Annotated in this window: 17 protein-coding genes; 12 read left to right on the top strand and 5 right to left on the bottom strand. The window is 65.8% G+C overall.

Going from position 1 to position 21,102, the window contains the following annotated elements:
- Positions 1–152: 152 nt before the first annotated feature.
- Positions 153–3,158: a TonB-dependent receptor domain-containing protein gene (locus HH800_RS06805; RefSeq protein WP_169860598.1), complete on the bottom strand. Its 3,006-nt coding sequence runs from the start codon at positions 3,156–3,158 to the stop codon at positions 153–155.
- A gap of 364 nt (positions 3,159–3,522) precedes the next feature.
- On the opposite strand from HH800_RS06805, the gene HH800_RS06800 reads away from it, so the two are divergent.
- Both HH800_RS06800 and HH800_RS06795 read left to right on the top strand, forming a co-directional pair.
- On the top strand, positions 3,523–4,905 hold the full coding sequence (locus tag HH800_RS06800; protein WP_235682038.1) for an MFS transporter: 1,383 nt from the start codon (positions 3,523–3,525) through the stop codon (positions 4,903–4,905).
- A 26-nt stretch (positions 4,906–4,931) separates the two neighbouring features.
- Complete coding sequence (locus tag HH800_RS06795) at positions 4,932–6,407, top strand: aldehyde dehydrogenase family protein (protein WP_169860597.1); 1,476 nt, start codon at positions 4,932–4,934, stop codon at positions 6,405–6,407.
- 22 nt (positions 6,408–6,429) lie between these two features.
- Here HH800_RS06795 and HH800_RS06790 read toward each other — a convergent pair whose 3' ends face one another.
- Genes HH800_RS06790 through HH800_RS06780 form a run of 3 tightly spaced genes read right to left on the bottom strand, consistent with a single transcriptional unit; the run spans position 6,430 to position 9,262 of the window.
- Positions 6,430–7,836, bottom strand: a complete 1,407-nt coding sequence (locus tag HH800_RS06790) for a M20/M25/M40 family metallo-hydrolase (RefSeq protein WP_169860596.1) — start codon at positions 7,834–7,836, stop codon at positions 6,430–6,432.
- Positions 7,833–8,024: a ferredoxin gene (locus HH800_RS06785; protein WP_097382918.1), complete on the bottom strand. Its 192-nt coding sequence runs from the start codon at positions 8,022–8,024 to the stop codon at positions 7,833–7,835. The genes HH800_RS06790 and HH800_RS06785 overlap by 4 nt, the downstream gene beginning before the upstream one ends.
- Positions 8,021–9,262, bottom strand: a complete 1,242-nt coding sequence (locus tag HH800_RS06780) for a cytochrome P450 (RefSeq protein WP_048936597.1) — start codon at positions 9,260–9,262, stop codon at positions 8,021–8,023. The genes HH800_RS06785 and HH800_RS06780 overlap by 4 nt, the downstream gene beginning before the upstream one ends.
- Positions 9,263–9,632: 370 nt before the next feature.
- Here HH800_RS06780 and HH800_RS06775 point away from each other — a divergent pair, with 370 nt between their 5' ends.
- The 7 genes from HH800_RS06775 to HH800_RS06745 are packed head-to-tail and all read left to right on the top strand — an operon-like array spanning position 9,633 to position 17,475.
- Positions 9,633–10,814 carry an acyl-CoA dehydrogenase family protein gene (locus HH800_RS06775; protein ID WP_169860595.1) on the top strand — a complete coding sequence of 394 codons (1,182 nt, stop codon included), beginning with the start codon at positions 9,633–9,635 and terminating at the stop codon, positions 10,812–10,814.
- 46 nt (positions 10,815–10,860) lie between these two features.
- The gene (locus HH800_RS06770) at positions 10,861–12,012 is read left to right on the top strand and encodes an acyl-CoA dehydrogenase family protein (protein ID WP_169860594.1); all 1,152 of its coding nucleotides are present in this window, start codon (positions 10,861–10,863) and stop codon (positions 12,010–12,012) included.
- A 7-nt stretch (positions 12,013–12,019) separates the two neighbouring features.
- Complete coding sequence (locus tag HH800_RS06765; protein ID WP_169860593.1) at positions 12,020–13,039, top strand: NADP-dependent oxidoreductase; 1,020 nt, start codon at positions 12,020–12,022, stop codon at positions 13,037–13,039.
- Between the two features lie 10 nt (positions 13,040–13,049).
- A complete protein-coding gene (locus HH800_RS06760) occupies positions 13,050–14,258 on the top strand; it encodes a CoA transferase (protein ID WP_169860592.1) in 1,209 nt (402 codons plus the stop codon).
- The gene (locus HH800_RS06755) at positions 14,255–15,079 is read left to right on the top strand and encodes an FAS1-like dehydratase domain-containing protein (protein ID WP_169860591.1); all 825 of its coding nucleotides are present in this window, start codon (positions 14,255–14,257) and stop codon (positions 15,077–15,079) included. The genes HH800_RS06760 and HH800_RS06755 overlap by 4 nt, the downstream gene beginning before the upstream one ends.
- A gap of 13 nt (positions 15,080–15,092) precedes the next feature.
- Positions 15,093–16,247 (top strand): acyl-CoA dehydrogenase family protein, encoded by a 1,155-nt coding sequence (locus tag HH800_RS06750; protein WP_169860590.1) that lies wholly within the window; start codon positions 15,093–15,095, stop codon positions 16,245–16,247.
- A gap of 28 nt (positions 16,248–16,275) precedes the next feature.
- A complete protein-coding gene (locus tag HH800_RS06745; protein ID WP_169860589.1) occupies positions 16,276–17,475 on the top strand; it encodes an acetyl-CoA C-acetyltransferase in 1,200 nt (399 codons plus the stop codon).
- Between the two features lie 66 nt (positions 17,476–17,541).
- Here HH800_RS06745 and HH800_RS06740 read toward each other — a convergent pair whose 3' ends face one another.
- Positions 17,542–18,438 (bottom strand): DMT family transporter, encoded by an 897-nt coding sequence (locus HH800_RS06740; protein WP_169860588.1) that lies wholly within the window; start codon positions 18,436–18,438, stop codon positions 17,542–17,544.
- A 107-nt stretch (positions 18,439–18,545) separates the two neighbouring features.
- Here HH800_RS06740 and HH800_RS06735 point away from each other — a divergent pair, with 107 nt between their 5' ends.
- The 3 genes from HH800_RS06735 (at position 18,546) to HH800_RS06725 (ending at position 21,097) form a co-directional block, all read left to right on the top strand.
- Positions 18,546–18,932, top strand: coding sequence for a c-type cytochrome (locus HH800_RS06735; protein WP_169860587.1), 387 nt, complete (start codon positions 18,546–18,548; stop codon positions 18,930–18,932).
- 132 nt (positions 18,933–19,064) lie between these two features.
- Positions 19,065–20,318 (top strand): CaiB/BaiF CoA transferase family protein, encoded by a 1,254-nt coding sequence (locus HH800_RS06730; protein ID WP_169860586.1) that lies wholly within the window; start codon positions 19,065–19,067, stop codon positions 20,316–20,318.
- The gene (locus HH800_RS06725; RefSeq protein WP_004212325.1) at positions 20,315–21,097 is read left to right on the top strand and encodes an SDR family NAD(P)-dependent oxidoreductase; all 783 of its coding nucleotides are present in this window, start codon (positions 20,315–20,317) and stop codon (positions 21,095–21,097) included. The genes HH800_RS06730 and HH800_RS06725 overlap by 4 nt, the downstream gene beginning before the upstream one ends.
- Positions 21,098–21,102 lie beyond the last annotated feature (5 nt).

Below are 21,102 nucleotides of genomic sequence, written 5' to 3'. Positions count from 1 at the left end.
CCAACCGCAGATCCCACATCGGGCGTTTTTAGCGGCTGTTAGCGCCAGTCCCTCTAGGTCGGCGCGCTACACCGCCCCGACACGAAAAAAGCCGCTGAAAACCGGATGATCCGGCCTCCAGCGGCTTGCCCCGAATGGCTCTTCGGCCTTTATCAGAATTTGAAGCGGACGCCCGCCGTGAAGGCACGGCCGATAAAGTCGTAGACCGCGATATTGGTCGGCAGGTTCACCCCCGGCACGGTGCCCGGAATGATCGGCGGCTGCTTGTCGAACAGATTGTTGACGTTGGCGAACAGCTCGAAATTGCCATTCCCCTGGGGCACGGTGAAGCGCATGGCCAGGTCGGTATACCAGACCGCCTTCACCTTATCGTCGACGAACTCGATCGGCACCGGCCCACCGGGAATATCCAGCCGCATCTTGTGAATATATTGTTCGGACAGGGTGATGCCGAACGGCCCGTTGCTGTAGTCGATCGAGAAATTGCCGCGCCAGCGCGGGAAGCCGGCCGGGTTGCTACCGACCACGCTGACGCCCGCATAATGGGCGATCGGCGCGCCCGCATATTGCTGGGCATCGAACTTGTCGAGATAGTTCATGTAGAGCCGCAGGCTGAGCGCCCCGTCGCCCAGCGCGGTGCGATAGCTGGCGTCGAAATCGATGCCGGCGGTCTTCAGGAAGGCGATGTTGGCCGGCACGATATGCACCAGCGAGGGCAGGCTGGTCGGCGTCGCCCGATCGATCAGGCCGCATTCGGCCACGCCCGATCCGCCCGCATTATAGCAGTTGGTGATGATCTGCTGTGACGAGAGCGTATCGATCAGGCCAGTGACCTTGATCTTGTAATAGTCGACCGACAGCGAGAAGCCGGGGAAGAAGGACGGCGTCAGCACGCCCCCGATCGTCAGCGTCTTGGCCTTTTCCGGCTTCAGATTGGCGTTGCCGCTGGTGACCGTGTTCACATTCTGGTTGAGGCCGCTGCCATAGCTGCCGTCGGCCGTCTGCAGATCGTTGACGATGCCGATGCCGCTCTGCGCGCCCGAATAGAGTTCGAACAGGTTGGGCGCACGGATGTCGCGCGACAGGGTGGCACGCAGCAGCAGGTCATCGACCGGCTTCCAGGTTGCGCCAACCTTCCAGGTCTCGACCGTACCCGACGTCGAATAGTCGGTGATGCGGCCCGCGCCGTTGATGCTCAGTTCCCGGAAGAAGGGCTTGTCCTTCAGGATCGGCACCGCCAGTTCGGCATAGGCTTCCTTGACGTTCAGGCTGCCATGGGCCGTGCCGACATTGGTCAGCCAGTAGAAGTTGGTGGTGGCCGGCACCCCGCGCAGTCCGGCGAAATAGGCGCTGCGCTCGGCCGCCGTGTCGAGCAGCGAGGGATCGGCATTGCTGGTGAGGTTCAGCGTCTGCTTGCGATATTCCGCGCCGACCGCGAAGTCGACCGGCCCTGCCGGCAAGTCGAACAGGCTGCCACTCAGGTTCACCGCAAAGCTGTCCTGACGGATGCTCGCGCGGTAACGCGACGTGCCGGTCGCATAGGCATAGCCTTCGGGCGTCGACTTGGACGGATCGCCATGCAGCACGTCGATCGGCTTGCAGCCCGCATATTGGCTGGCATAGGTCGGATCGAGCAGCACGCGGCAGGTGATCTGGCCAGTGCTCGGATCGACCACGGCGTCGGCCGCCGCATAGAGCTTCTTGCTGTCATAAAGGCCGGAATTGGCTAGGATGTGCTTGGAGTCGCCATGCGAGTAGGTGGCGCTCCAGTCGAGCCCGCCCAGCTTGCCGGTGAAGCCGGCATTGACCATCCAGTAGTCGGTCCGTTCCTTGGCGATGGCGGTCGGCTGGCCGGCATCATATTGGCCGACCGTGTAGCTGTCCGTCGCGGACGTCAGCGCCGAATTCAGCGCGGAGGACAGATAGGGATTGCCCTTGTAGATGGTGACACCCTGCGACGCCGGGACGAGCGCATTCACCTGGGTCGAATATTCCAGGTCCGAGCGCGACCAGCTGCCCTGGACGAAGGCGTTGATGTCGTCGGTCACGTCATAGCTCAGCCGTCCGAAGGCCTGATAGGTGGTCAGCGGGATGACCGCCGCGCCAGTATCCGGGATCTGATAGCCGTCGCCGCCCGACTGGAAACCGGTCGTGCCGACCGCCGTGCCGGTGTTGAACGGCCGCGTCGTGCCGTCATTGTTGATGACCTGCCCGACATAGGGATTGCCGGCCACGCTGGAGGCGGTGATGCGGCCATTGGGCGCCAGCGCCGAAATCAGGATGTTCGACCCGATCGTATAGGGATTGCGCGCACCGCCAGGCGCGCAGACCGACGCCGGCTCGCTCGCCAGCTTGGTGCAACCCACGACGCTGCCGACATAGCTATAGCCCTTGGTCGCATAGTCGCGATCGCTGCGCAGCATGCCTTCATTATTGGAATATTCGCCGCTCAGCAGGATATGGCCGCGTCCGCCGGCAAAATCCTGGCCGACCGCCAGGCCGAGGCGCTGGTTGGCATTGTCGCCCTCATCCGAAATACCCGCCTGGGCGACGCCCTTGATGCCGGTGAATTTCTTGTCGAGCACGAAGTTGACGACACCCGCGACCGCGTCAGACCCCCATTGGGCCGAGGCGCCGCCGGTCACCACGTCGACCCGCTGCATCAGCAGCTGCGGCAGCACATTGGTGTCGATCGTGCCGATATATTCGGTCGGCGACACACGCATGCCGTCGAACAGGATCAGCGTGCGCAGCGGCCCCTTGGGATTGGCGCTGGGCGTGCCCAGACCGCGCAGGTTGAGCACATTGCCGTGGATCGGCGCGTTCGAGAAATTCGACGCCGACTTGGAGGGGCTGAGCGAATTGGAGAATTGCGGCAGCTTGTTGAGCGCGTCGGGAATGCTCGACGGCGTCGTGCGCGACAGTTCCTCTGTCGTCGCCACCGTCACCGGCGTCGGCGCGGTATAGCCGTCGCGCACAATGCGCGACCCGGTAACGACGATGTCGGATGTGCTGACCGGCGCGGTACTACCCTGCTCGGCGGCCTGCTCCGGTGCCGGTGCGGGCGGCGCCGCATCCTGCGCCAAGGCGCTGCCCGTCATCGCGACGATGCTGGCGCCGATCGCCAGCGACGACGCAAAAATCTTGTGCTTGGACATTGGTCTTTCCTCTCCCTGGACGCAATGTGTCGGCTCGTTGGCCCACACCTGTCATTATTATCCCGGTGTGCATTTTTATTTCTATCGCTCCAGCGGTGGATGTCAACTAATTTTGCACCAGTGGTAAATGTTTGATCGAAAAGAATTTGCCCCCTTGCCGCAACGGAAATCCGGCCTTCTTATTAGGGACAGGGGATAAAGCCGCGAAAAGCGGCGCATCATATATTGACCTACGGTGCAAAAATGTGCGTTATGCCGGCAACAGATCGTGCCGCTCCGCGGACCAGGCACGGCGATCAGGATGGAGAAGGTCGGTGTCGAGCCTGCACAACAGAGAATCGGTAATAATCAGGGCGTTCCACCGATGAGCGAACCTGCCTTGTCCCTGTCAGCTTCGCCGTCATCCTCAGCGCCGATCGACAGCCCCGCGCCGCCGCCCCCTGCCCCGGCCACCGCCGAATATCCCAGCCCCTTCATGGGCTGGCTGACGGTCGCGATCCTGTTCCTGCTCTATATCCTGTCGCTGACCGACCGGAACATCATGGCGCTGATGGTCGGCCCGATCAAACAGGATCTGGGTCTCTCCGACCTCCAGATCAGCCTGCTTCAGGGGCCGGCCTTCGCCGTCCTCTTTTGCCTGTGCGCCATCCCGCTCGGCATGGCGCTCGACCGGTTCAGCCGCCGCATCGTCCTCTATCTATCGGTCACGGTCTGGAGCATCGCCGCCGCCTCCTGCGGCCTTGCCGGCAGCTTCATCGGCCTTGCCATGGCGCGGGCCGGGGTGGGCGCGGGCGAGTCGGGCTTTGGCACCGGCAGCTATTCGGTCGTCGGCGACAGCTTCCCCCCGCACCGCGTCTCGCTCGCCATGTCGGTCTTCATCATGGGCGGCGTCATGGGCGCGGGCATCGTCTTCCTGCTGGGCGGCCCGATCGTCGGCGCGGCGATGAAGGCCGGCCCTGCCACCTGGCCGCTCTTCGGCACGCTCCAACCCTGGCAGCAGGTGTTCATCATGACCGGCGCGCCCGGCATCCTGCTCGCCTTCCTCGTCTTCCTGTTCCGCGAGCCGCCCCGGCGCAAGGCCGTGAGCGCGGGCGCGGGCTATGGCGAGGCATGGGCCTATATCCGCCGGCACAAGCCGCTCTACACCGCCGCCTTTGTCGGCTTCGGCTTCGCCTATGCCGCCACCATCGGCTTCCAGCTCTGGACGCCAGTCTATCTCGCTCGCGTCCATGGCTGGCAGCCGGCACAGATCGGCCCGGTGATCGGCATCGCCCAAATCGCTGCCGCGGCGCTGATCCCGCTCCATGGCTGGACCGTCGATCGCCTCTATCGCCGGGGGCGCAAGGACGCGCATCTCTTCTGGTGCCTGATGACCGTGCTGGCCGCCGCCCCCTTCGGCATCGCCGCCTTCCTGGTCGCCAGCCCCTGGGCCACGGTCGCCTGCTACTGGTGCTTCATGGCGCTGATCCTCTCGACCGCCAGCATGGGGCCGGCCACCGTCCAGGTCGTCACTCCGGCCTATCTGCGCGGCCGCGTCTCGGCCCTCTATGTGCTGGCATCGGGCCTCATCGCCATGGCCGGCGGCCCGGCCTTCATCGGCCTCGTCACCGACAAGCTGTGGAGCGACGAGATGAAGGTGGGCCTCTCGCTCATTACCAGCGTCTTCTGCGTGCTGCTGCCCGCCGCCCTTCTCTTCGCCCTCGGCCGCGCCTCGATGCGCCGCGCCCATGAAGGCGAGCCGGTCTGACCGGCTGTTCCCGAAAGGACATAAAGATGATCGAAACCCGCCGCCCCGCTTTCATCGACGGCAAGCCCAAGCAGTTGCTGATCGACGGCCAGCATGTCGACGCCCTGTCGGGCAAGCGCTTCCAGAGCTTCAGCGCGTCCACCGGCGAACTGGTCGCCGAACTGGCGCTGGCCGGCGCCGAGGATGTCGACCGCGCCGTGCGCGCCGCGCGCGCCGCCTTCGAAGGGCCATGGAGCCGGTTCAAGCCGGCCGAGCGCCAGGCGGTGCTGCTGCGCCTCGCCGACCTGGTCGATGCCGAGTTCCAGGATCTCGCCCTGCTCGACGTGATCGAGATGGGCCGGCCGATCACCGCCGCCATGGGGCTGCGCGGCATGTTGCAGCGATCGCTGCGCCATTTCGCCGGCGCCGCCACCGCCATCCATGGCGAGACTTTGTCCAACAGCTTTCCGGTCGATCTCCTGTCCTACACGCTCAAGGAGCCGGTCGGCGTCGTCGGCGCGATCATCCCCTGGAACGGGCCGCTGTTCAGCGCCGCCTGGAAGATCGGCCCGGTACTGGCCACCGGCTGCACCATCGTCCTGAAGCCGGCCGAGGATGCCTCGCTCAGCCCGCTGCGCTTTGCCGAACTCTGCCTGGAGGCGGGCGTGCCGCCCGGCGTCGTCAATGTCGTCACCGGCGCGGGCGAGACCGGCGCGGCCCTTTCCGCCCATCCCGACGTCGACAAGATCGCCTTCACCGGCTCGTGCGAGACCGGCCAGCGGATCATCGCCGCCTCGGCCGGATCGGTGAAGAAGGTGACGATGGAACTGGGCGGCAAGTCGCCCAACATCATCTGCGCCGATGCCGATCTCGACGCCGCCACCCCGGCCGCCGCGATGGGCGTGTTCAACAATTCGGGTCAGGTCTGCGCCGCCGGCACCCGCCTGTTCGTCGAACGGCCGGTCTATGAGGAAATGGTGCAGCGCATCGCCGCCTTCGCCGCCAATCTCAAGATCGGCCCCAGCCTCGATCCCGAAACCGTGATCGGCCCGCTGGTATCGGCCAAGCAGTTCGCCCGCGTCTCCTCCTATCTCGACATCGGCCCGCAGGAGGGCGCCCGGCTCGTCACCGGCGGCCATCGCGTCACCGGCGGCGCGCTCGACAAGGGCCATTGGGTCGCCCCGACCATCTTCGCCGATGTGACCGACGAAATGCGGATCGCCCGCGAGGAAATTTTCGGGCCCGTCTCCTGCATCCTGCCCTTCGACAGCCTGGACGAGGTGATCGGCCGCGCCAACGCCACCCGCTTCGGCCTCGCCGGCGGGGTATGGACCCGCGACATCGGCAAGGCCATGACCGCGGTCAAGCGCATCCGCGCCGGCTCCATCTGGGTGAACCATTATTTCGCCATGGACCCGTCGGTCCCGTTCGGCGGCTACAAGATGAGCGGCTATGGGCGGGAGGGCGGCGCCGAGCATATCGACGCCTATCTCCAGACCAAGGGCGTGTGGATCCGCACCTGAGCGCCGCTGACCGAGGGGCCGGTCAGCGCCCCTCGGCATAGGCGCGGATCAGCGCATAGAGATAGTCGCGCCCATCATAGACGCTCTTCACCCGGATGCGCTCGTCCACCCCATGCGCGCCATTGCCGTCGGGATCGAGGAAGATGCCCGGCACGCCATAGGTCGGGATACCCGCCGCGCTGAGATAGCGGCCATCGGTGCCGGCGGTCAGCAGGTTGGGCACCACCGGAATGCCGGGGAAATGCCGCTGCGCCAGTTTTTCGGCCGGTCCCATGATCCGGGGATCGAGCGGCGGCGGCACGGCCGGCGCCCCCTTGTCGCCCTTGCGCGTCAGGGCAATGCCGGACGGCAGCGCCGCGCGCAGCCGCGCCTCGACATCCTCCACCCTGTCGCCGGGAAATAGACGGCACTGGATCGTCGCCTGCGCCCGCTGCGGCAGCGCGTTTTCGGCATGGCCCGCCTCCACCTGCGTCGCGACACAGGTGGTGCGCAGCATCGCATTATAGGTGACGTCGCCCGTCACCGTCGCGACCGTTGCGGCATCGTCCAGCCCCTGGCCCAGCCGCTCCATCGTCTGCCCCATCACGCCGCCGACGATCGGCCCCATGCGGGTGAAATAGCCGCGATTGGTCGGGTTGAGCCGGATCGGGAATGACAGCCGACGGACCGCCTCCAGCGCATCGGCCAGGTCATAGATCGCATTGTCGGGACGCGGCCGGCTGCTATGGCCACCGCTGTTGCGCGCCTCGATCGTGAAGCTCTGCGCATATTTCTCGCCCACCGCCAGATAGAGGGCGATCGGCCGGCCATCCTTGTCGCTGATGCCATAGCCACCCTCGTTCAGGGCAAAGCCCGCCTGCACCGCATCGCGCCGGTTGCGTAGCAGCCAGTCGACGCCGTTCACCGCATCGCTGCTTTCCTCGCCACAGGTCAGCGCAACTTTGATCGTGCGCCGGGGACGAAAGCCCGCCGCCTGCATCCGGATCAGGCTGTCGATCCAGATCGCCGACAGCGCCTTGTCGTCGATCACCCCGCGCCCGATGAAATAGCCCTTCTCCTCGGTCAGGCGGAACGGATCGCGCGGCCAATCCTCGCGCCGGGCGGCGACCACATCGATATGATCGACCAGCAGCATCGGCGCGGCGCGCGGATCGCTCCCCTCGATCCGGGCGATCAGGCCGCCATCCTTCTCATGCCCCTCCGGCACGAAGACCTCGGCGCGGTCCGGCCCGAACCCGGCCTTGCGCAGCCGATCGAGAATCCGGCCTGCCGCGACGGTGCAACTGCCGGTCGGGGCGCTGGTGTCGGTCTCCACCAGTTCGCGATAGATATCGCGAAAGGCGATCTGGTCGGGGCGCAGTTCCGCCGCCATAGCCGGGCCGGATGCCAGCGCGACAAGGCCACCAAGGGCCAGCAGGGAGCTTCTCATTTCTGGATGTCGAGCGCGCGTTCGGGGCAGGATTTGGCGCCCATCCAGGCCAGCCTTTCCTGCTCTTCCGACACATCGATGTCGCCGGGCATGATATAGCCCTCGTCATCCAGCTCGAAGATGTCGGGCGCCATCGCCCAGCAGCGGGCATGGCCCTGGCATTTCTCGCGATGCACGATGATCTTCATGCCGCATCCTCCTGCGACCAGTCGAGGATCAGGTTTTCGATCCCGAACACATGGCCGCCATAGGTGACCGGCGCGGTGCCGGACTTGATGCGGAAGGTCGGGATGCGTTTCAGCCATTCCTCCAGCCCCACGACGATCTCGCGCCGCGCCAGATGCGACCCCAGGCAGCGATGCGGCCCATAGGCAAAGGCGGTATGGCGATTATCCTCGCGCGCCAGGTCGATGCGTGCGGGATCGGCAAATTCCAGCGGATCGCGATTGGCGATCATCGTCGCGCAGGACACATAGTCGCCCTTGCGGATCGGCGCGCCCTCGAAATCCACGTCCTTCGTCGCGACCCGGATCATCTGCACCGTCGGATAGGCGCGCAGCAATTCCTCCGCCGCCAGCACGATCCGCTTGGGGTCGTCGCGCAGCCATTGCTGGTCCGCCTGATGCCGCGCCAGATAGTTGAGATCAAAGCCGATCGCGGCCGCCACCGTGTCCAGCCCGGCGATGAACAGCAGCACGCCCGTGCCCCTGATCTCCATGTCGGTCAGCGGCCGGTCGTCGATCCGCGACTGCACCAGGAAGGACATGAAATCATCGACCGGCTGCCGACGCCGGTCGGCCGACAATTCGTCGATGAAGGCAACGATCGTGCGCGCTGCCGCCGGCCGCTTCACATTGTCGCCATGCAACAGGTCATTGGCCCAACCGACAAATTCGTCCAGCCTATCGTCCGACAGGCCCAGGAAGCGCAGGAAGATATTAACCGCGAAGGGGAAAGCAAAATCGGTCATCACGTCGCAGCTGGTGCCCGACGCCGCGATCCGGTCGATCAGCACGCTCGCCCTTTCGCGCACCGCCGTCTCCAGCGCCATTACCCGCTTGGGCGACAGCAGCGGGTTGAGCAGCGAGCGGAACTTGCCATGTTCGGGCGGGTCCAGCTCCAGCGGGATCATTGGCCAGCTTTCGCCCAGTGCCGAGGCGAAGATGCTGCGGTGGCTGGAGAAGGTTTCGGGATCCTGCAGCACCCGTCGCTGGTCCTGCGCGCGCGTGATGACCCATGTGCCCTTGCCGTCGCGGGTATTGACCGGCGAATAGAAGATGCGCGGTCCATCATGCACCACCGCGCTCGCCGCCTGCGGGTCGCCATTGGGCGTCGGCTCCAGCCCCGGCGAACTGAACAGGCTGAAATTGCCGATCATGTCGGGCGGCACGTGCGCCGGGATCGGACGGGCGGCCATGGTTTCCATAATGCGCTCTCCTGCAGCGGTGGCCGGTTCTCGCATCCTGTCGGACCGGCCTTATCAATTTTGCATTATGGTATAGTTTATGAGCACGCCGCTGGCTGTCAATCGGGCAATCGTCGTTACGATATTTTCCCGCGCGCGGAGCACGGGCACCACCGCATTTCCAAGCTTTTCCGTCACATTGCGCAAAATTCGCGATTTCCGTTGCGGATGAAAATTACCCTTGAGTGCAAAATATAACTAGCCACCTGTGCAATATTGACCTAAGGAATCGGTCATGGATCGCAAGCGGCCATCCGAAAGCCGCGAGCAGCCCGACGGGTAACACCGGGACGGCGCGCTCGCCTTTCGAGCAGAACAGGGATGTGAGTGGATGGCGGAAATGGAGCCCATCGATAGAGAAGAATTCCGGCAGGAGGCGCGCGCCTGGCTGAAGGCGAATTTTCCGCCGGCGCTGACCAATGTGCCCGGCCTCCTCTTCCAGGGCGACGCCCATGCCGCCGCCGCCAATGCCGACTACCAGCTCTGGCGTGAGCGGATGACCGACAAGGGCTGGGGCGTGCCGACCTGGGCGCCGCGCTATGGTGGCGCCGGCCTCACCGAAGCCCATGGCAAGATCATCGGCGAGGAACTGGCCGCGATCGGCGGTTTCAACCCGATCCGCAGCTATGGCACGATGATGCTTGGCCCGACCTTGCTGGAATATGGCGACGAAGCACAGAAGCTGGAACATCTGCCTTTCATCGCCAGCCATGAACGGCGCTGGTGCCAGGGCTTTTCCGAACCCGGCGCGGGATCGGACCTGGCCGCGCTCCAGACCAAATGCATCGACATGGGCGACCACTGGCTGGTCAGCGGGCAGAAGATCTGGACATCGGGCGCCGACCAGGCCGACTGGTGTTTCGTCCTCGTCCGCACCGACACCGAGCGCAAGCAGGGCGGCATCAGCTTCCTGCTGGTCGACATGCAATCCGAAGGGATCGAGGCGCGACCGATCGTCCTCATCAGCGGATCGACCCATTTTTGCGAGGTTTTCTTCAACGATGTGAAGGTGCCCAAGGGCAATCTGGTGGGCGAGGTCAACCAGGGCTGGACCATCGCCAAGCGGCTGCTGCAATTCGAACGCAACAGCCTGTCGGAGGTGAAGGCCGACATCACCCCTCTCGCCCCGCTGGCCCACGATTATCTGGGCACGGATGCGCTCGGGCGGATCGACAGCCCGGACCTGCGCGCCCGGCTGGTGCGCAATGCGATGCGGCATGAAGCCTATATGGCGACGGTCCGCCGGCTCGCCGCCGAAGCCAAGAATGGCGGCCCCAGCCATGGCGTGTCCGCACTCAAGAATTTGTGGTCCGGCATCATCCAGGAACGGGCCGAGCTGCTGGTCGAGATCATGGGCGCCGACGGCCTGGGCTGGGCCGGCGATCCCTATAGCGCGGCCGAGAAGGAGGCGACGCGCGCCTGGCTGCACAGCAAGGCCTTCTCCATCTACGGCGGCAGCTACGAGGTGCAGAACAATATCACCGCCAAGCGCACGCTGGGCCTGCCGGGCTGAGCATGGGCGAGGACGAGAGAAGAGACAGGATGCGGGAGGACGCGCCGTGGCGGTGCTGAACGAAGAACAGACGATGCTGAAGGACATGGCGTCGGAATGGGTGCGCGACCGCCTGCCCGTGACCGCGCTGCGCGGCCTGTACGATCATGGCGGCGGCGGCGGCAGCGGATCGGACGGCTATGATGCCGACGCCTGGGCCGAAATGGCGCAGATGGGCTGGTGCGGCATCATCGTGCCGGAAGCCCATGGCGGCGCCGATTTCGGTTATCTCAGCCTTGGCCTGGTGATCGAGGAACTGGGCCGCACCCTGGCCGCCTCACCGCTCATCAGCTCCGCGCTGGTCGCTGCGTCTGCGCTGCGCCTCGCCGGCACGCAGAATCAGCAGGCCCGCTGGCTGCCGGGCATCGCTGATGGATCGCTGATCGGCACGCTGGCGCTCGACGAAGGGCCGCATCATGCGCCAGAGCGCACCGCGCTGGCCGCCACAGCATCGGGCGATGGCTGGGCGCTGTCCGGCACCAAGCGCCCGGTGCAGGACGGCATGATCGCCAATCTCGCCATCGTCGCCACGCGCACCAGCGGCGCGCCGGGCGATCGCGACGGCCTGACCCTGTTCCTGATGCCGACCGACAGCGCCGGGCTGGAGCGGCAGGCTCTCGACCAGATCGATGCCCGCCGCCCGGCCCTTTACCGCTTCGATAGTGTCAACATCGCTGTCAACGATGTGCTGGGCGAAGTCGGCAAGGCCGCCGACCTGATCGACGCGATCCGCGACCGGGCCGCGATCGGCATGGCGGCCGAAATGCTGGGCAGCGCGACCCAGGCCTTCGACATCACGCTCGATTATCTCAAGACCCGCGTCCAGTTCGGCGCGATCATCGGCTCCTTCCAGGCGCTCCAGCATCGCGCGGCCGAACTGTTCGGCGAATTGCAGCTGACGCGATCGGCGGTCGAAACCGCGCTGGCGGCGATCGATGCCGATGATCCTGCACTTCCCGCCCTCGCCTCGCTCGCCAAGGCAACCGCCGGCGAGACGCTGCACCGCATCTCCTCGCAGATGGTCCAGCTGCATGGCGGCATCGGCATGACCCATGAGCATGATGCCGGCCTTTACTTGAAGCGCGCCCGCGTCGCGGAGCAATGCCATGGCAGCACCGCCTGGCATCGCGAGCGCTGGGCACGCCTCAATGGCTATTGAGGGGCCGATGACCATGAAATCGCGCGAAATACAGTTGAAGCGCCGCCCGGTCGGCGCCCCGGTGGCGGAGGATTTCGCCACCGTCGAGCAGGCCGTGCCAGCGCCCGGCCCCGGCGAGGTTCAGGTCCGCAATCTCTGGATGGCGGTCGACCCGGCGATGCGCGGGCGGATGAGCGACGCCAAAAGCTATGTCCCGCCCTTCGCGATCGATGCGGCGATGGAAGGACCGGCGATCGGCGAAGTGATCGCCTCCAACGATCCGGCCTTCGCCCCCGGCGACCTGGTCTTTTCCCGGCTCGGCTGGCGTGAGGCGTTCAACGCTCCCGGCAGCGCGCTCCAGCATCGCGATCGCCAGGCACTGCCACCCCAGGCCTATCTCTGCTTCGCCGGCATGACTGGCCTCACCGCCTATGCCGGCCTCATCCGCATTGCGGAGTTGCAGCCGGGCGATACCGTCTTCGTGTCGGCCGCGTCCGGCGCGGTCGGATCGATCGCCTGCCAGATCGCCCGCAACATGGGATGCAAGGTGATCGGATCGGCCGGCGGCCCGGACAAGACCGCCTTCCTGCGCGATGTGCTCAAGGTCGAAGCCGCGATCGACTACAAGGCGGAGCCGAACCTGACCAAGGCCCTCGCCCGCGAAGTCAAGGCGATCGGCACCAGCGGCATCGACGTCTATTTCGACAATGTCGGCGGCGATCATCTGCAGGCCGCGCTGTCGCTCGCCAATGATTTCGCGCGCTTCGCCATCTGCGGCATGATCTCGCAATATAATGTCACCGACGCGCCGACCGTGCCGCGCAACCTCACCATGCTGATGACCAAGCGGATCCGCATGCAGGGCTATATCGCGCTCGACCATATGGATCTGGAGGCGGAGATGCTGGAACGCATGACCGCCTGGAACCAGGCCGGCCAGATGGCCTCGGCCGAAACCGTCTATGATGGCATCGACAAGGCACTCGACGCCTTCTGGGGCCTGTTCTCGGGCGCCAATATCGGCCGCACCATGGTCAGGCTGGGCTAGGGGAAATTCCATGTACGACATGCTCAAGGGCCTGCGCGTGGTCGAGGGTGCCGCCTTCATCGCCGGCCCGTCCTGCGGCCTGCATCTGGCCCAGATGGGGGCAGAGGTGATCCGCTTCGATGCTATCGGTGGCGGCCCGGACTATCGCCGCTGGCCGGTCGCGCCGTCCGGCGCCAGCCTTTATTGGGAAGGCCTCAACAAGGGCAAGAAGTCGATCGCGATCGACCTTGGCCGGCCCGAAGGGCGCGAACTGGCGGTTGCCATCGCCACCGCGCCGGGCGACAATGCCGGCCTGTTCCTCACCAATTATCCGGTCAAGGGCTTCCTCAGCCATGACACGCTGGCCGCGCGCCGTGCCGACATTATCAGCGTCCGCGTGATGGGCTGGGCCGATGGATCACCAGCGGTCGATTATACCATCAACGCCGCCGCCGGCGTGCCGATGATGACCGGCCCGGCCGACGATGACCGCCCGGTCAACCATGTCCTGCCGGCCTGGGATCTGCTCGGCGGCGCCTATGCCGCCTTTGCCATGACGTCCGCCCTGCTGCGCCGGCGCGCGACCGGCCAGGGCGCGGAAATCCGCGTTCCGCTGTCAGACCTCGCTGCATCCACCCTGTCGCATCTCGGCTCCGTGGCGGAAGTCCTGTCGGCCGGCGACCGACCGCGCATGGGCAATGACCTGTTCGGCGCCTTCGGCCGGGATTTCCTGACCGCCGACGGCAAAAGGCTGATCGTCGTCGCCATCACCCCGCGCCAATGGACCGGCCTGCTCAAGACGCTGGACCTTGGCGAAGCGATCGCCGCGATCGAAAGCCAAACGGGTGCCAACTTCGCCAGGGATGAGGGCGCCCGCTTCACCCATCGCGCCCGGCTCTTCCCGCTGTTCGAAGCCGCCTTCGCCGCGCGCAGCAGCGACACGCTGAAACCCGCCTTCGACGCGGGCGGCGTCACCTGGGGCGAATATCAGTCGCTGCATCAGGCGGTGACACAGGACGAACGGCTGTTCACCGCCAATCCCCTGTTCGAGACGATCGCCCATCCCAGCGGCCTCACCTACCCCACATCCGGCCCGGCGGGCACGCTGGCCGGCGAGGCGCGCGGTGCCGTCGGTACGGCCCCACGCCTTGGCGAGCATAGCGACCAGATATTGAGCGAGCTGCTGGGGCTCGACAGCGGCGCGATCGGCCGCCTCCATGACGAAGGACTGGTCGCATGACACTTTCCCCATCCGATATCGCCCATTGGCAGACATGGGCCGGCAGGACCGAGAGCCGGACCGAAATGCTCGACCGGGAAGCGCTGCGCCGCTTCGCCGCCGCGATCGGCGAGCCGCTCGATGTCGAGGCAGTCCAGCCCTCGCTGGCCCATTGGGCCTTCTTCCTGCCGGTTGCCGCCGCCGACCAGATCGGCCCGGACGGCCATCCCAAACGCGGCGGCTTCCTGCCGCCGATCAGCCTGCCGCGCCGCATGTTCGCCGCCGCCGAGATGCAGTTCCACGCGCCCTTGATGCTCGACTGGGAAGCGACCCGCACCTCGACCGTGCTGGACATCGCCCACAAGAGCGGCCGCAGCGGCGAGCTTGTCCTCGTGAAGGTCGGCCACAGCATCGTCCAGGCCGATCGCGAACGGGTGAGCGAGGTGCAGACCATCGTCTATCGCGACACCGGCGCACCGACGCCCGCGATCGTCCCCGCCGCTTTTGATGTCAGCCCCGATGATGTGAACTGGGCGCCAAACAGCGTCGACCTGTTCCGCTTCTCGGCCGTCACCTTCAACAGCCATCGCATCCATTACGACCTGCCCTATGCGACCGGCGAGGAGGGCTATCCCGGCCTGCTGATCCACGGCCCCTTCACCGCCGCCAGATTGTTCGGTCACGCCCGGCGCGGCGGCCGCAGCCCGACCCGCTTCGCCTTCCGCGCGGTCGCGCCGATCTTCGCCGGCCAGCCCGTATTGCTGCGCGAGGATGAAGCCGGCCGCTGCCGCGCGATCCGCTGCGACGGCAGCGACGCGATGGTCGCCGACATCGGATATTGAGAGGAGATTTTTCATGGACGCCGAGACGTTCGACCTGTTCCGCACCACTGTCCGCCGCTTCGTCAGCGAAAAGCTGATCCCGGCCGAGGACGCCGTCGAGGAAGCGGATGCGGTTCCCGAAACCATCATCCAGCAGATGCGCGACATGGGCCTGTTCGGCCTGTCGGTGCCGGAGGAGTTTGGCGGCATCGGCTGCACCATGGCGGAGGAAGCGGCGATCATCCGCGAAATCACCCGCGCGTCGGTCGTGTTCCGCTCCGTGATCGGCACCACGGTCGGCATCGGCAGCCAGGGCATCGTCATGGACGGGACCGAGGAACAGAAGCGCGAATGGCTGCCCAAATTCGCCACCGGTGAAGCGATCGCCAGCTTCGGCCTGACCGAGCCGGAGGCCGGGTCCGACGCCGGTTCGCTGCGCACCGTCGCCATCCGCGACGGCGACACCTACCGCATCACCGGCACCAAGCGCTTCATCACCAACGCGCCGCGCGCCAGCGTCTTCACCCTGATGGCCCGGACCGAACCGGACGTGAAGGGCGCGGCCGGCATCTCTGCCTTCATCCTGCCCGCCGGCACGCCCGGCATCAGCTTCGGGAAGCCCGACAAGAAAATGGGGCAGAAGGGGTCGATCACCACCGACGTGATCCTGGACGATGTCGTCGTGCCGGCCGCCAACATCATTGGTGGCGTACCCGGTCGCGGTTTCAAGACCGCGATGAAGGTGCTGGATCGCGGCCGCATCCATATCGCCGCGGTCGCGCTCGGCATGTGCCAGCGGCTGATCGACATGGCCCTGCAATATGCGATGGAGCGCAAGCAGTTCGGCCAGCGCATCGCCGATTTCCAGCTGGTCCAGGCGATGCTTGCCGACATGAAGGTCGACATGCTGACGACCGAGGCGCTGATGCAGTCGGTCGCCGCCAAGTTCGACGCGGGCGAGCCGGTCAGCCTGGAGTGCGCCGCGCTCAAATATTACGCCTCCGAAGCCGTTGGCCGGATCGCCGACCGCGCCGTCCAGATATACGGCGGCGCCGGTTATATGGCCGAGTATAAGGTCGAGCGCTTCTATCGCGATGTCCGGCTGCTGCGCATCTATGAGGGCACCAGCCAGATCCAGCAGACCATCATCGCCAAGCAGATGATCCGCCAGGCCGAAGCGGCCGCCTGATCCTCCCCATTCCCGCAAAGGACATCGCATGCGCAGAGCCGCCATCGTCGCCCCCATCCGCACCGCCGTCGGCAAATATGGCGGTTCTCTGAAATCCTTCAGCGCCGGCGATCTGGGCGCGGTCATCATCAAGGCGCTGATGGAGCGGACCAAAATCGATCCCGAACGGATCGACGATGTCGTCTTCTCCCAGGGCTATGGCAATGGCGAGGCGCCCTGCATCGGCCGCTGGTCGGCGCTGGCGGCGGGTCTGCCTGAAAGCATTCCCGGCGTCCAGCTCGACCGGCGCTGCGGTTCGGGGCTTCAGGCGGTGATCGACGCGGCCATGCGTATCCAGACCGGCGCCGCCGACATCGTCGTCGCCGGCGGGGTCGAGAGCATGTCCAATGTCGAATATTATTCGATGGACCATCGCTGGGGTGCCCGTTCCGGATCGACCCAGTTCCATGACCGCCTGACCCGCGGCCGCGTCATGTCGCAGCCGATCGCCCGCTATGGTATCATCAGCGGCATGATCGAGACGGCGAACAATCTCGCCAAGGATTATGACATCAGCCGCGAGGCCTGCGACGAATATGCCGCGATGAGCCATCAGCGCGCCGCAGCCGCCTGGGCCGCCGGCAAGTTCGACGACGAACTGGTCCCGGTCGCCGTGCCGCAGCGCAGGGGCGATCCGCTGATCTTCGCCATGGATGAGGGCATTCGTGCCGACGCCACGCCGGAATCGCTCGCCCTGTTGAAGCCGATCGAGAAGGATGGCGTGGTCACCGCCGGCAATGCCAGCCAGCAGAATGATGCCGCCGCCGCCTGTCTGGTGGTCGCGGAGGACAAGCTGGAGGAACTGGGCCTTGAACCCATGGCCTGGCTGCACAGCTGGGCGGCGGCCGGCTGCGATCCCTCGCGCATGGGCATCGGCCCGGTGCCGGCAGTCGAAAAGCTGTTCGCCCGCAATGGCCTTGGCTGGAACGACATCGATCTGGTCGAACTCAACGAAGCCTTCGCGCCGCAGGTTCTGGCCTGCCTCAAGGGCTGGAACTGGGACGATCGCGACAAGCTCAACGTCAATGGATCGGGCATTTCGCTCGGCCATCCGATCGGCGCGACCGGCGGACGCATCCTCGCCAATCTGCTGCGCGAACTGCAGCGGCGCGACGGCCGCTATGGCCTGGAAACCATGTGCATTGGCGGCGGTCAGGGCCTGGCCGCCATCTTCGAACGGGCGGTCTGACCACCGCCTTTCGGAAGCCCCCTGGGCCGGCGTCGAGGCATGCGACGCCGGCCCATTTTTTGATTGTCAATCAACAGGCCGGCGATCGGGCGAGAAGGCGATGATCGTCACGCCCAGCAGAGCAACGGTCCCGCCCGCAATCATGCCGATGGTGATCGGCGTGCCGAAATAGAGCGAGGCAAAGACGGTCGACATGACCGGCGATGCCAGCATCAGCGGCATGATGGTCGAGATCGGATAGCGTTGCAGCAGCCAGGCGAGCGTCCCCTGGCCCAGCACCGTCGCGCCCAGGCAGGAAAAGGCGAACCAGCCGGTCGGCACCCAGCCGACATGGGCCAGCCCCGCAATCGCGGGCCGCTCGAAAATCAGGGCAAAGGGCGCCAGCACCGCCGCGCCCATCAGCCCGTTCCACGCCTGGCCGTTCATCACGCTCACCCCGGTCAGCTTGCGCTGCACCAGGGTCGCGCCGCCCCACACCATCGCCGCGCTGGCCATCACCAATACGGCGGGCACCTCCGCCAATATATGCGGGTCGAACACCAGCGCCACGACCCCGGCAAAGGCCATCAGCACGCCGACAATCTTGCGCCGGTTGAGCCGCTCGCCCAGCAGCAGAGCGCCCAGCAGCAGCGAGAAGGGCACGCTCAATTGCCCCGCGATCGCCAGTGCCCCGACATTGGTCGCCATGAACAAAGCCAGGTTCAGCAGCAGCAGGAACAGCCCGCCATTGAGGAAGCCATAGAGCATCAGCCAGCCCGTCCGGCCCGGCAGCCGACGCAGCGCCGGCGCACAGATCAGGAAGACCGTCCCCATCCGCAGCGCCACCGACAATAGCGGCGCGGTCGCATCCACAACCACCTTCATCGCGATCACGTTGAGCGCGAACATGATGTTCACCAGCAACGCCAGCGCCATCCCGCCCGGCCCGAACCGATGGTTCGCCATGGGTCCGCCCTCGGCCATTTCCGCATCCTTCCCGCTTCAACCGCCGTTCAGACTCAGACGGCTATTGGCTTATTTATGCACACTGGTATAGATTTTGACCAGAGAAGAAGGGAAGAGGAATCAGGATGTCGATGAAGCTTGTTTCGCGCGTGACGATGTTCGCTATGGCAGTCGCGGCTACCGGCCCGGCGCTTGCCCAGACGGGCGACGCGACCAAGGGCAAAGCGGTCTTCGCCCGCTGCGCCGTCTGCCATTCGGTCGATCCGGGCGTGAAGAAGCTCGGCCCCTCGCTCTCGGGCGTGTTCGGGCGCACGTCGGGCACCGTCCCCGGTTTCACCTATTCCCCGGCGATGCAAAAGGCCAAGATCCGCTGGGATGCCAAGTCGCTCGACGGCTTCCTCGCCAAGCCCAGCGCCTCCGTCCCCGGCAGCCGCATGGTCTTTGCCGGCCTGCCCAACCCGGCCGATCGCGCCAACCTGCTCGCCTATCTCGCCGGCGCTACCAAGAAATAGCGCCAAAAGTATCCCATAGTGCAATAATTCTTGCCCTCCATTCCTGCACCCGCTATCAGAATCATCAACCGATGCAGCAGATAGACGGGGACAGGAGCGGATGGCGATGACAGCGGTCAAGGCGGGCAGCCGATGAGCGGCCACGCGCTTGAAGGGATCAAGGTTCTCGACCTGTCGCGCGTGCTCGCGGGGCCATGGTCGACCCAGATACTCGCCGACTTCGGTGCCGACGTCATCAAGATCGAACTGCCCGGCCATGGCGACGATACCCGCGCCTGGGGCCCGCCCTTCCTGACCGGCGCCGATGGCGAGCCGGAAATCGGCACCAGTGCCTATTATCTGTCCTGCAATCGCAACAAGCGCTCCGCCGCGATCAACCTGGCGACGCCGCAAGGTGCCGAGCTGATCCGTCGGCTGGCCGCGGAAGCCGACATATTGGTCGAGAATTTCAAGGTCGGGGGCCTCAGCAAATACGGCCTCGACTATGCCAGCCTGAAGGCGATCAACCCGCGCCTCGTCTATTGCTCGATCACCGGCTTCGGCCAGACCGGCCCCTATGCCGACCGGGGCGGCTATGATTTCGTTGCCCAGGGCATGGGCGGCTTCATGAGCATCACCGGCGAAGAGGATGGTGGCCCGCTGCGCGCCGGCGTTGCCATGGCCGACCTGTCGACCGGCATGTTCGCCACCGTCTCCATCCTCGCCGCCCTGCGCCATGCCGAACGCACAGGCGAGGGGCAACAGATCGACGTGTCGCTGCTCGACACCCAGATCGCGATGCTCGCCAATCAGGGGATGAACTGGCTGGTCGGCGGCATCGTGCCCGGACGCCTGGGCAATCGCCATCCCACCGTCGTCCCCTACAAGACATTCGAGGTCGCCGACGGCATGATGATCATCGCGATCGGCAATGATCGCCAGTTCCGCGCCTTCTGCACGGAAATGGGCCATGCGGAACTGGGCACCGATCCGCTCTACGCCACCAGCGCCCAGCGTCTCATCAACCGTGACGCGATCGAGGCGAAGGTACAGGAGATCGTCCGCCCCTTCGCCCGCGACGACCTGATGGCGCGCTTCGTCGCCGCCGGCGTCCCCGCCGGCCCGGTCAACAGCATCCAGGATGTGTTCGAGGATCCCTTCATCGACGCCCGCCAGACCGTCCATCGCTATCGCCGGGAAGAGGATGGGGTCGAGATACCGACCGTCGCCTATCCCGGCAAACTGTCGGCGACGCCGGCCGATTATCGTCACTGCCCGCCGCGCGTGGGCGAACATAGCCGCGAAATATTGGGGGAATGGCTCGGCCTCGACGACGGCGCGCTCGACGCGCTGACGAGCGACGGCGCGATCGCCCAACGCCCCGTGAAGGAGAGGACACAGGCATGAAGATCGACCAGGGGGTAGCCGCCATCGTCACCGGCGGGGCATCGGGTCTGGGCGAGGCGACGGCCCGCGCCATCGCGGCGCAGGGCGCCAAGGTGGCGCTGTTCGATTTCAACGAGGAAACCGGGACGAAGGTCGCGGCGGACATCGGTGGCACCTTCTGCAAGGTCGATGTCACCGACGAGGCCTCGGTCGATGCCGGCTTTGCCAAGGCGCGCGCCGCCCATGGCCAGGAACGTATCCTGGTCAATTGCGCGGGCACCGGCAATGTCATCAAGACCGCCAGCCGCGACCGCGAGACCGGCGAGATCAAGGCCTTCCCGACCGACCAGTTCGAACGGATCATCCAGATCAACCTGATCGGCACCTTCCGCTGCTGTGCCAAGTCGGCCGCCGGCATGCTCAGCCTCGACCCGCTGGAGGACAAGGCGCGCGGCGTCATCATCAACACCTCCAGCGCGGCGGCGGTCGACGGCCAGATCGGCCAGGCGGCCTATTCCGCGTCGAAGGGCGGCATCGTAAGCCTGACCCTGCCGATGGCGCGCGACCTGATGGGCGAAGGCATCCGCGTCAATGCGATCCTGCCCGGCATTTTCGACACGCCGCTGATGGCACGGGCCAGCGACAAGGTGCGCGATGCGCTGTCGGCCACCGTTCCCTTCCCCAAGCGTTTTGGCAAGCCCGAGGAGTTTGCCGCAATGGCGCTGGCGATGATCGAGAATGACTATTGGAACGGCGAATATGTGCGGCTCGACGGTGGCCTGCGCATGCCGCCGCGCTGAGGGAG

Origin of the sequence: Sphingobium yanoikuyae (assembly GCF_013001025.1) — a bacterium.
Classification (GTDB): domain Bacteria; phylum Pseudomonadota; class Alphaproteobacteria; order Sphingomonadales; family Sphingomonadaceae; genus Sphingobium; species Sphingobium yanoikuyae_A.
This window is presented reverse-complemented; position numbering and strand designations above follow the sequence as displayed.